Origin of the sequence: Nocardioides sp. CFH 31398 (genome assembly GCF_022436705.1) — a bacterium.
Classification (GTDB): domain Bacteria; phylum Actinomycetota; class Actinomycetes; order Propionibacteriales; family Nocardioidaceae; genus Nocardioides.
The window spans coordinates 1-11215 of the sequence record NZ_JAKUHT010000045.1 but is presented as its reverse complement, the minus strand read 5'-3'; the positions used below and the strand labels follow the sequence as shown (position 1 = coordinate 11215).

Below are 11215 nucleotides of genomic sequence, written 5' to 3'. Positions count from 1 at the left end.
GCCGTGGTGGCCCCGGCGGCGGACCCGGTCGCGGAGGCCCCGGTGGGCCCGGCGCCCGTCCCGGCGCGCCCGGTCGCGGTGGGCCCGGTGGCCCTCCCGGCGGCGGTTTCGCCGGTCGTCCCGGCGGCGGCCCCGGCCGTGGCCGTCCCGGCCAGCGCGGTCAGACCCAGGGTGCCTTCGGGCGTCCCGGCGGTCCCTCGCGTCGCGGTCGCAAGTCGAAGCGGGCGCGTCGTCAGGAGTTCGAGGCCATGCAGGCCCCGACCATCGGCGGCGTGCGCGTCCGCAAGGGCGACGGCGAGACCGTCCGCCTGGCGCGCGGCTCCTCGCTGACCGACTTCGCCGAGAAGATCGGCGTCGACGCTGCCGCACTGGTGCAGATGCTCTTCCACCTCGGCGAGATGGTGACGTCGACCGAGTCGGTCAACGACGCCACCCTCGAGCTGCTCGGCGAGGAGCTCAACTACGTCGTCGAGGTCGTCTCCCCGGAGGACGAGGACCGCGAGCTGCTCGAGTCCTTCGACCTGGAGTTCGGCGAGGACGAGGGCGCGGACGACCAGCTGGTCGCCCGTCCGCCGGTCGTGACCGTCATGGGTCACGTCGACCACGGAAAGACGAAGCTGCTGGACGCGCTCCGCAGCGCCAACGTGGTCGACAAGGAGGCCGGTGGCATCACGCAGCACATCGGCGCCTACCAGGTGGCGACCGAGGTGGACGGCGAGGAGCGCCGCATCACCTTCATCGACACCCCCGGTCACGAGGCCTTCACGGCCATGCGTGCCCGCGGCTCGAAGTCGTCGGACATCGCGGTCCTCGTGGTCGCGGCGGACGACGGCGTGATGCCGCAGACGGTGGAGGCGCTGAACCACGCCAAGGCCGCCGAGGTCCCGATCGTCGTCGCGGTGAACAAGATCGACCGCCCCGACGCCGACCCGACCAAGGTCCGCGGCCAGCTGACCGAGTACGGCCTCGTGCCCGAGGAGTACGGCGGCGACACCATGTTCGTCGACGTCTCGGCGCGCGAGATGCTGAACCTCGACGCGCTGCTCGAGGCGATCGTCCTGACCACGGACGCGTCGCTGGACCTCCGGGCCAACCCGGAGCAGGACGCCCAGGGCCTCATCGTCGAGGCGCACCTGGACCGCGGTCGCGGCCCGGTGGCCACGATCCTGGTCCAGCGCGGCACCCTGCGCGTCGGCGACTCGATCGTCGCCGGCCCGGCCCACGGCCGTGTCCGCGCGATGCTCGACGAGCACGGCGACACCGTGGAGGAGGCCGACCCGTCGCGCCCCGTCATGGTGCTGGGCCTGTCCGCGGTGCCCGGTGCGGGTCAGAACTTCCTGGTCGTCGAGGACGACCGGGTGGCCCGCCAGATCGCCGAGAAGCGCGAGTCGCGCGAGCGTGCGGCCATGCAGGCCAAGCGTCGCGTCCGCCGTACGCTCGAGGACTTCATGGCCTCGATGGAGAAGGGTGCCGAGAGCCAGGAGCTCAACCTGATCCTGAAGGGCGACGTGTCCGGCTCGGTGGAGGCCCTCGAGGACTCGCTGGCGAAGATCGACGTCGGCGACGAGGTCAGCATCCGGGTCATCGACCGCGGTGTCGGTGCGATCACCGAGACCAACGTCGACCTGGCCGCGGCCTCCGACGCGATCATCATCGGGTTCAACGTCCGCCCGCAGGGCAAGGCGTCCGAGATGGCCGACCGCGAGGGCGTCGAGATCCGCTACTACTCGGTGATCTACCAGGCCATCGAGGAGATCGAGGCGGCCCTCAAGGGGATGCTCAAGCCGGAGTTCGAGGAGACCACGCTCGGGCAGGCGGAGATCCGCGAGATCTTCCGCAGCTCGAAGATCGGCAACATCGCCGGCTGCATGGTCACCGACGGTGTCATCCGCCGCAACGCGAAGGTGCGCCTGCTGCGTGACGGTGCGGTCATCGCCGACAACCTGGACCTGGCCTCGCTGCGCCGCGAGAAGGACGACGCCTCCGAGGTCCGCGAGGGCTTCGAGTGCGGTCTGGTGCTGCGCAACTACCAGAACATCCAGACCGGCGACATCGTCGAGGCCTTCGAGATGCGGGAGATCCCGCGCTCGTAGTCCCCGGCGTCGGAAGCACCAGCCATCCCGGTGGGCCAGGTCTCGACCTGGCCCACCGGGCTGTCTCTCACGTAGGAGAAGCACCATGAGCAGTCCCCGGGTCCGGCGCATCGCCGACCGGATCAAGGTCGTCGTCGCCGAGATGCTCGAGCGCCGGGTCAAGGACCCCCGTCTGGGGTTCGTGACGGTCACCGACGTCCGCCTCACCGGCGACACCCAGCACGCCACGATCTTCTACACCGTGCTCAGCCAGGGCTCGGCGGAGGCCGACGACCTCGCCGGCACCGCCGTCGCGCTGGAGTCCGCCAAGGGCCTCCTGCGCAGCGAGGTCGGCAAGCAGCTCGGCATCCGGCACGTGCCGTCCCTGGAGTTCGTCCACGACGCGCTCCCGGAGAGCGCGCGCGCCATCGACGACCTGCTCTCCCGGGTGGCCGAGGCCGACGCGGAGGCCGCCCAGAGGTCGCAGGGCGCGACGTACGCCGGTGAGGCCGACCCGTACAAGAAGCCGCGCGAGGACGACCCCGACGGCCTCGACGACCTCGGCGAGGACGACGAGCGCCCGTGACGACACCCGGACCCACCGGGGTCCTGGTCGTCGACAAGCCGGGCGGCATGACCTCGCACGACGTGGTGTCGCGCGTCCGGCGGGCCCTGGGCACGCGCAAGGTCGGCCACGCGGGGACGCTCGACCCGATGGCGACCGGCGTCCTCGTCCTCGGCGTCGGTCGTGCGACGAAGCTGCTCGGCCAGCTGACGCTGACCACCAAGGCCTACGACGCCCGCCTGCGGCTGGGAGTGGCGACCACCACCGACGACGCCGAGGGTGAGCCGCTCGGCGGTACGGCGGACACCTCCGGCCTCGCCCCCGGCGAGGTCACCGGTGCCCTCACCGCCATGGTGGGCGAGCTCGACCAGGTCCCGTCCGCCGTCTCGGCCGTGAAGGTCGACGGCAAGCGGGCCTACGCCCGGGTGCGCGACGGCGAGACCGTCGTGCTGCCGCCGCGGCGGGTGCTGGTCCACAGCCTCGACGTCGCCGAGGTCGCCGTGCCCGAGGTCGCCTTCTCGGTGCGCTGCTCGTCGGGCACCTACGTCCGGGCCATCGCCCGCGACGCGGGGGAGGCCCTCGGCGTCGGCGGGCACCTCGTCGCGCTCCGGCGCACCGAGGTCGGTCCCTTCACCCTCGACGACGCGACGACCCTCGACGACGTCACCGCGGACGCGCTGCTGACGATGGAGCAGACCGTCGCGCGGTGCTTCCCCGTCGTCCGGCTCGACGCCGCCGGCGTGACCGACGTCCGCCACGGCCGCGCCGTCGCCCGGACCTGGCCCGACGAGGGCCCCGTCGCCGTCCTCGACGACGCCACCGGCACCTTCCTCGCGCTGTACGCCGCCCGCGACGACCACACCGCCCGCGCCGTCACCGTCTTCGCCCCCGCCTGAAGACCGGCGCCGAGTCGGCACGTCTCTGCGCAGTTCTAGGACGTCGAGTCGGCACGTCTGCGCAGTTCTAGGGCGTCGAGTCGGCACGTCTGCGCAGCTGTACGGCGTCGAGTCGGCACGTCTGCGCAGCTGTACGGCGTCGAGTCGGCACGTCTGCGCAGCCGTACGAGGGCGCCGGTCAGCGCCGGTCGTGCTCGTCGAGACCCTCCGGGTCGCGGCCGCTCCGGCGTCGACGCGGCTCCGCCCGTGCGAGCCGACCGGGTGCCGACTCCACCCCTGTGGGGTGCGCAGACGTGCCGACTCGACCCCTGTGGGCTGCGCAGACGTGCCGACTCGACCCCCGTGGGGTGCGCAGACGTGCCGACTCGACCCTCGTGGGGTGCGCAGACGTGCCGACTCGAGTACCCGGAGACGGCACGAGCCCGTGGATCCGGACACCCCCTGGGGGCGCGGATCCACCGGCTCGTCGGTGGTGCGGGCGGGCCGGGCGGCCCGGTGGTGCTGCTCGGCCGTGCTACTCGGCGTCGAGGTCCTTCTCGACGAGGGCGGCGATGGCGTCGACGTCGGCCTGGTCGTCACCGGACACCTCGACCGTGTCGCCGTTGCCGGCGCCCAGGGTCATGATGAGCAGCGAGGAGCCGGCGTCCACCGGCTCGTCGCCGGGGAGGCCGATCATGACCTCGGAGTCCAGCTCGCCGGCGGCCTCGGAGATGATCGCGGCGGGGCGGGCGTGGAGGCCGACGGCGGAGCCGACGACGACGGTCTTGGTGGGCATGGTGCTCCTCCTCGAGACGGTGCTGCTCGGTGGTGCTGCGGTGGTGGGTAGAACCTAGCGACGACCGCCCCCGTCAGGCGACGGGTGCGACGACCGGCTTGCTGGCCATCGACTTGAGGCCGACGACCGCCGCCGCGGCGACGAGCGTGCCCGCCAGCAGCGCGATGACGAAGCCGGTGATGTTGCCGACGGCGAACAGCACGAAGATGCCGCCGTGCGGGGCCCGCAGGGTGACGTCGAGCGCCTGCGACAGACCGCCGGTGACGGCCGAGCCGAGCATGATCGCGGGGATGACGCGCAACGGGTCGGCCGCGGCGAACGGGATGGCGCCCTCGGTGATGAAGCTGGCGCCCATGGCCCAGGCGGCCTTGCCGTTCTCCCGCTCCTGGACCGTGAACAGCTTCGGCCGGACGACGGTCGCCAGCGCCAGGGCCAGCGGGGGCACCATGCCCGCGAGCATGACGGAGGCCATGACCTTCAGCTCGGGCGCGTTGCCGGTGGCGGTGGCGGCGGCCCCGAGGCCGGCGGTCGCGAACGCGTACGCGGTCTTGTTGAGCGGGCCGCCCATGTCGAAGGCCATCATCAGGCCGAGGACGACGCCGAGCAGGATCGCCAGGCCGGGGTTGGAGCCGAGGCTGTTGAGGCCGTCGGTCAGCGCCCCGGTGAGGGCGGTCAGCGGCCGGCCGAGGACGACGATGACGATGAGCCCGGTGATGAGGGTCGCGAGCAGCGGGATGACGAGCACGGGCATGAGGCCGCGGGCCCAGGCCGGGACCTTCCAGCGGGCAATCCAGGCGGCCACGAGGCCGGCCAGGACGCCGCCGATGATGCCGCCGATGAAGCCGGTGCCGGTGAGGCCGGCGACGGCACCCATGACGAAGCCGGGGGCGATGCCCGGGCGGTCGGCGATCGCGTAGGCGATGTAGCCGGCGAGCGCCGGGACGAGGAAGCCGAACGCCGCGCCGCCGAGAACGAAGAGCAGCGCGCCGAGGTAGGTCAGCAGCGCACCGTGGGTGAACGCGGCGCCGTTGGCGAGCTCGTAGTCGGCGAGGTTGGGCAGGTTCGCGAAGCTCGAGTTCAGGACGATGTCCTGCGCGACGCTGCTGGGTCGGCCGTCGGCGTAGCCGAGGGCGATCTCGTAGCCCGCGAACAGGAAGCCGAGGGCGATGAGCAGACCGCCCGCGGCGACGAACGGGATCATGTAGGACACGCCGGTCATGAGCACCCGGCGCACGGTGCCGCCGAACGACTCCGAGCCCTTCGACTCGGCCGCGTCGGCGCCGGAGCCCTCCACGCGGGGGGCGTTCGGGTCGTCAGCGGTGCGGAGGGCCTTGGCGATCATGGCGTCGCCGTCGTCGATGGGGCCCTTCACGCCCGAGGAGACGAGCGGCTTGCCGGCGAAGCGACCGCGGTCGCGGACCCCGACGTCGACGGCGAAGATGACCGCGTCGGCGGCCTCGATGGTCTCCCGCGAGAGCGGGGTGGAGCCGGCGGAGCCCTGCGTCTCGACGTCGATCCGGACGCCGGCCCGGGCGGCGGCGGCCTCGAGGGCCTCCGCGGCCATGTAGGTGTGCGCGATGCCCGTCGGGCAGGCGGTGACGGCGACCAGGCGGCGGCCCGTGCCGGCGCCCGCGGGGGCGCCGGGCGCGGCGTCCTTCTGCACGCTCGCGGCGGCCGGTGCGGCGGCCCCGGCGGCGGCGGGCTGGCGCTCGGGCTCGACGACGGCCATGACGGTGGCGACGACGTCCTCGGCGGTCGACGCCTCGCGCAGGGCGGTCCGGAACTCGGGCTTGACCAGCGCGCGGGCCAGCTTCGTCAGCAGCTGGAGGTGGGCGTTGCCGCCACCGTCCGGTGCGGCGATGAGGAAGCAGATGTCCGCGCCGCCGTCCTTCGCGCCGAAGTCGACCGGCGGGTTCAGGCGGGCGAAGACGAGCGTCGGCTCGCTCACGGCCGTGGTGCGGCAGTGCGGGATCGCGATGCCGTCCTTGAGCCCGGTGGGCGAGGTGGCCTCGCGGGCGTGCGCGTCGGCGGTCAGCTGCTCGACGTCGCCGGTGCGTCCGGCGTCGCCGACCACCTGCGCGAGGGCGCGGATCACGTCGAGCTTGTCGGCGCCGTACGAGGCGTCGAGGCGTACGAGATCAGTGGTGATCACGTCGGCCATGGGGGTCACTCTCCAACTGGGGCTGGTACGGCGGGGCGCCGTGCTGTGGGGCGATGCGGACGGGGTGCGGGGTCAGGCCCGCGGGCGGGCCGCGGGGCGGCCCAGGTCGCGCGTGGCGACCAGCTCGGGGTGCACCTGGTCGGGGTGCGGGATGGTGGTGCCGGGCAGGCCCGCGGCGGCGCTGCCGTACGCCACCGCCAGGGCCAGGCGGTCGGCGGGCGCGAGACCCTGCCGGTCGGCGAGCAGGTAGCCGAACAGGCTGGAGTCGCCGGCGCCGACGGTCGAGACGACGGTGGTCGGCGGGGGCGTGGCGTGCACGTCGCCGTCCGCGGTGACGAGCACGGCGCCGTGGCCGCCCAGGGTGACCAGGACGGTCCCGACCCCCCGGTCGAGCAGCTCGTGCGCCGCCGCGGCGGCGGCCTCGGGGTCGGCCTCCAGCGCGTCGCCGTCGAGCCCACCGGTGGTCAGCGAGGCGAGCTCGTGGCCGTTGGGCTTCATCAGGTGCGGGGCGCCGGACTCGAGGCGGTCGACGAGGGCGGCGAGCGGGGCGTCCGAGGTGTCGACGGCGACGCGGGTGACGGTGCGGAGGTCGGCGACCAGCTCGGCGTACCAGTCGTCGGGCGCGCCGGGCGGCAGCGAGCCGGCGAGGACGACCCAGTCGGCCCTCACGGCGGCGTCGTGCAGGCACGACCCGAGCTCGTCGAGGACGGCGGGGGTCGCGGGGATGCCCGGGCTGTTCAGCTTGGTGGTGGTGCCGTCGGGCTCGCTGAGGGTGAGGTTGACGCGGACGGCGCCGTCGACGGCGACCAGGGAGTGGGGGATGCCTGCGGCACGCAGCTCGACGGCGAACGCGTCGTCGGCGGCGCAGGGCAGGACGGCCGTGGTCGGGACACCGGCGGCGAGGCAGGCGCGCGAGATGTTCACGCCCTTGCCGCCGGCCTGGCTGATGACCGAGGCGGTGCGCAGGACGGCGCCGCGGCGCAGCTCGCCGGTGAGCTCGACGGTGCGGTCGGTGCTCGGGTTGGGGGTGAGGGTGACGATCACGCGACCACGACCTCGATGCCGGCCTGCTCGAGGCGACGCAGCTCGGCCTTGTCGGCGCCGGGGTCGGTGACGAGCACGTCGACCTCCGAGGACCGGGCGAAGCGGACGGTCGAGCGGGTGCCGAGCTTGGAGGAGTCGGCGAGGACGACGACGCGGCGGGCCGCGGCGACCAGCGCGCTCTTGACGGCGGCCTCGTCGGGGTCCGGGGTGGTCAGCCCGTGGGTGGCGCTGACGGCGTTGGTGCCGAGGAAGGCGACGTCGACGCGCAGGGCGTGGAGGGCGGCCACCGTCTGCCCACCGACGGCGGCCTGGGTGGTGGCGCGGACCCGGCCGGGGAGGAGGTTCACCTCGACGTGGGGGAGCGCGAGCAGCCGCGCGGCGACGGGGACGGCGTGGGTGTGGACCGACAGCCGCCGGTCTCCGGGGACCGCCGCGGCGAGGCGGACCGTCGTGCTCCCGGCGTCGACGACCAGGCTGCAGCCGTCCTCGGGCAGCTGGGAGAGCGCCGCCTTCGCGATGAGCTCCTTGAGGTCGGTGTTGGTGCGGTCGCGCTCGGCGACCTCTGCCTCGGGGGCCACCAGGGCGTCCGCGGGCACCGCGCCGCCGTGCGTGCGTCGGATCTGGCCGGCCCGCTCCAGGTGGGACAGGTCCCGTCGTACGGTCTCCGTGGTGACCTCGAACTCGTCGGCCAGCTCGGCGACGGACAGACGCCTCCGCTCGGCGACGAGCCGACTCATGGCCTGGCGTCGTTCCTCGGGATACATCCGTCGGCCTCCTGGGTGGCGAGCGATCTGCGCTTGTGTTGTTTTATGCCCGAATGTGTTGACTGTCAAGGGCGACACCCGTTTAAGTTGTGACCGTGACCACTGAGTCGACCGCCCTCGCGTCCCCGTCCTCGGCGTCCCTCGTCGGGACGCCCGTCGTCCCCGGCCTCGCCTACGGGCCCGCCCTGCTGGCGCGCACCGAGGTGTCACCCGCCGCGATCGAGGCGTACGGCGCCCGCGCCGGCGACCTCGGCGAGGAGGAGGCGCTCGCGGCGTACGAGGAGGCCGCGGCCGCGGTCGCGGCCGGCTTCACCGGCCGCGCGGAGAAGACCAGCGGCCACACCGCGGAGGTGATGACCGCCTCCGCCGGCCTGGCCTCCGACCGGGGCCTGCGCAACGCCGTCCGCAAGAACCTGCGCTCCGGCGAGACGCTCCCGGCGGCGCTGGGAGCCGCGGTCGAGCAGTTCGTCGGTCTCTTCACCCAGGCCGGCGGGCTCATGGCCGAGCGCGTCACCGACCTGCGCGACATCGAGAAGCGGACCCTCGCCCGGCTCGTCGGCGAGCCCGAGCCCGGGGCGCCCAGCCCGACCGAGCCCTCCGTGCTGCTGGCGGAGGACCTCTCCCCGGCCGACACCGCCGGCCTCGACCCGTCGCTGGTCGTGGCGCTGGTGACGGAGAAGGGCGGGCCCACCTCCCACACCGCGATCATCGCCCGCCAGCTCGGGATCCCGTGCGTGGTCGGCACCGAGGGCGCCATGTCGCTGGCGGCGGGCACGCCGCTGCTCGTCGACGGGACCTCCGGCGCGGTGACGCCCGACCCGGACGCCGACGAGGCGCGCCGCCGGGTCGCCGCCGACGCGGAGCAGCGCGAGGCGCTCGCCACCTGGGAGGGACCCGGCCGGCTCTCCGACGGGCTGCGGATCAAGCTCCTCGCGAACGTCGCCGACGGCGAGTCCGCCGCGAAGGCGGCCACCGGGCCCGTCGAGGGCGTCGGGCTGTTCCGCACCGAGCTCTGCTTCCTCAACCGCGCCGAGGAGCCCACCGTCGAGGAGCAGACCGACATCTACACCCGCGTGCTCGAGGCGTTCAGCGCCGACCAGGGCGGCGAGAGGTACGTCGTCGTCCGCACCCTCGACGCCGGCTCCGACAAGCCCGTCGCCTACGCGACCCTGCCCGGCGAGGAGAACCCCGCCCTCGGCGTCCGCGGCCTGCGCCTCGCGAAGGGCAACCCCGGGCTGATGTCGCGCCAGCTGGACGGGATCGCGGCCGCCGCCGAGCGCACGGGGACGCCGACCTGGGTGATGGCACCCATGGTCGCCACCGTCGCCGAGGCCGAGGAGTTCGCGGCCGCCGTCCACGGCCGTGGGCTGAAGGCGGGCGTCATGGTCGAGGTGCCGAGCGCGGCGCTGCTGGCCCACCGGATGCTCGAGGTCGTCGACTTCCTCTCCATCGGCACGAACGACCTCACCCAGTACGCCATGGCCGCCGACCGCATGGCCAGCGACCTCGCGCACCTGACCGACCCCTGGCAGCCCGCCGTCCTGCAGCTCATCGCCATCACCGCCGAGGCCGGCATCCAGGCCGGCAAGCCGGTCGGCGTGTGCGGCGAGGCCGCGGCGGACCCGCTGCTCGCGTGCGCGCTGGTGGGGATGGGCATCACGTCGCTGTCGATGGCCCCGGCCGCGGTCCGCGCCGTCGGCGCGCGGCTCGCCTCCGTGAGCGCCACCGACTGCGAGGAGGCGGCCGAGGCCGCCCTGGCCGCCTCCGACCCGGCCGCCGGCCGCGCCGCCGTCCTGCAGGTGCTCGAGGGGCGCTGAGGCGGCCTCCACCGGGTGGGCCCGGGGCCCTGTGGGAACCTGGGACCGTGCCTGGGATGCGCGTGTGGCGGAGCCTCGAGGAGGTGCCCGCGGACCTCGACGCCTGCGTCGTCACCATCGGCAACTTCGACGGCGTCCACCTCGGGCACCAGCTCGTCGTGCGCCGGGCCCGTGCGGCCGCGGAGCGGCACGGGGTCGACCGCGTCACCGTCGTGACGTTCGACCCGCACCCCTTCGCGGTGCTGAGGCCCGACCACGCCCCGCCGGTGCTGACCGGCATCGACGAACGACTGCGCCTCCTGGCCGCCGCGGGCGCGGACGACGCGCTCGTCGTCCCGTTCACCCGCGAGCTCGCGGGCTGGAGCCCCGAGGAGTTCACCCGGCGCATCCTCGTCGACGCCCTCCACGCCTGCGCCGTCGTCGTGGGGGCCAACTTCCGCTTCGGCCGGCAGGCCGCCGGCGACCTGGCCTTCCTGCGCGAGGCGGGGGAGCGCCACGGCTTCGAAACCGAGGGCGTCGCCCTGGACGGCGGGCCGCAGGTGTGGTCGTCGACCTACGTGCGCCAGTGCATCGCCGCCGGCGACGTGACCGGGGCGGCCGAGGCGCTCGGCCGCGACTACGCCGTCCGCGGCGTCGTGATCTCCGGCGACCGGCGCGGGCGCGAGCTGGGCTACCCCACCGCGAACGTGCCGGTGGGGACCGGCGCCGCCCCCGCCGACGGGGTGTACGCCGGGTGGCTCCGGGTGCTCGACGACGGTCCGGACGCCGGGACGCCGCACCCCGCCGCGATCTCGGTCGGGTCCAACCCGACGTTCGCGGGGGAGCGGGAGCGCCGCGTCGAGGCGTACGTGCTGGACCGCGACGACCTCGAGCTCTACGGCCGCGAGGTCGAGGTGACCTTCGTCGCCCACGTGCGGGGCATGACGCGCTTCGACGGGATTGACGACCTGCTGGTGGCCATGGCGAACGACGTCGAGAACACGCGTCGCGCCCTCGGCCTGTGACCCCGGGCGACGCCCCGACCGGGCCGGACGCGCCGGGCCCCGCCGGCCACGAGGAACCGGGCGGGCCGCGCGGGCCGGGCGGACCGGGGGCCCAGCGGACCGGCCCCCGGGGCGGTC

At 74.4% G+C, this 11215-nt stretch carries 9 protein-coding genes; 5 read left to right on the top strand and 4 right to left on the bottom strand.

Features of this window, described 5'->3' with window-relative positions:
* The 3 genes from infB to truB form a co-directional block, all read left to right on the top strand.
* Nucleotides 1-2093: translation initiation factor IF-2 (gene infB, locus MJ876_RS21265; RefSeq protein WP_240239479.1), on the top strand; the 2093-nt coding region annotated here is incomplete at its 5' end.
* Nucleotides 2094-2178: 85 nt separating this feature from the next.
* Nucleotides 2179-2658 carry a 30S ribosome-binding factor RbfA gene (gene rbfA, locus MJ876_RS21260; protein WP_240239478.1) on the top strand — a complete coding sequence of 160 codons (480 nt, stop codon included), beginning with the start codon at nucleotides 2179-2181 and terminating at the stop codon, nucleotides 2656-2658.
* Entirely contained in the window at nucleotides 2655-3533 is an 879-nt protein-coding gene (gene truB / locus MJ876_RS21255) for a tRNA pseudouridine(55) synthase TruB (RefSeq protein WP_308192634.1), read from the top strand. Before rbfA ends, truB begins: the two co-directional genes overlap by 4 nt.
* A 514-nt stretch (nucleotides 3534-4047) precedes the next feature.
* Here the strand turns inward: truB and MJ876_RS21250 are convergent.
* From MJ876_RS21250 to MJ876_RS21235, 4 genes are all read right to left on the bottom strand, one after another.
* A complete protein-coding gene (locus tag MJ876_RS21250) occupies nucleotides 4048-4308 on the bottom strand; it encodes an HPr family phosphocarrier protein (RefSeq protein WP_240239477.1) in 261 nt (86 codons plus the stop codon).
* Nucleotides 4309-4381: 73 nt separating this feature from the next.
* Nucleotides 4382-6469 carry a fructose-specific PTS transporter subunit EIIC gene (locus MJ876_RS21245; RefSeq protein WP_240239476.1) on the bottom strand — a complete coding sequence of 696 codons (2088 nt, stop codon included), beginning with the start codon at nucleotides 6467-6469 and terminating at the stop codon, nucleotides 4382-4384.
* Between the two features lie 72 nt (nucleotides 6470-6541).
* Nucleotides 6542-7513, bottom strand: coding sequence for a 1-phosphofructokinase family hexose kinase (locus tag MJ876_RS21240; protein ID WP_240239475.1), 972 nt, complete (start codon nucleotides 7511-7513; stop codon nucleotides 6542-6544).
* On the bottom strand, nucleotides 7510-8250 hold the full coding sequence (locus MJ876_RS21235; RefSeq protein WP_240239474.1) for a DeoR/GlpR family DNA-binding transcription regulator: 741 nt from the start codon (nucleotides 8248-8250) through the stop codon (nucleotides 7510-7512). Before MJ876_RS21235 ends, MJ876_RS21240 begins: the two co-directional genes overlap by 4 nt.
* Before the next feature lie 122 nt (nucleotides 8251-8372).
* On the opposite strand from MJ876_RS21235, the gene ptsP reads away from it, so the two are divergent.
* Complete coding sequence (gene ptsP, locus MJ876_RS21230; RefSeq protein WP_240239473.1) at nucleotides 8373-10094, top strand: phosphoenolpyruvate--protein phosphotransferase; 1722 nt, start codon at nucleotides 8373-8375, stop codon at nucleotides 10092-10094.
* Nucleotides 10095-10150: 56 nt separating this feature from the next.
* Nucleotides 10151-11098, top strand: coding sequence for a bifunctional riboflavin kinase/FAD synthetase (locus MJ876_RS21225; protein ID WP_240239471.1), 948 nt, complete (start codon nucleotides 10151-10153; stop codon nucleotides 11096-11098).
* The last annotated feature ends 117 nt before the right edge of the window (nucleotides 11099-11215 follow it).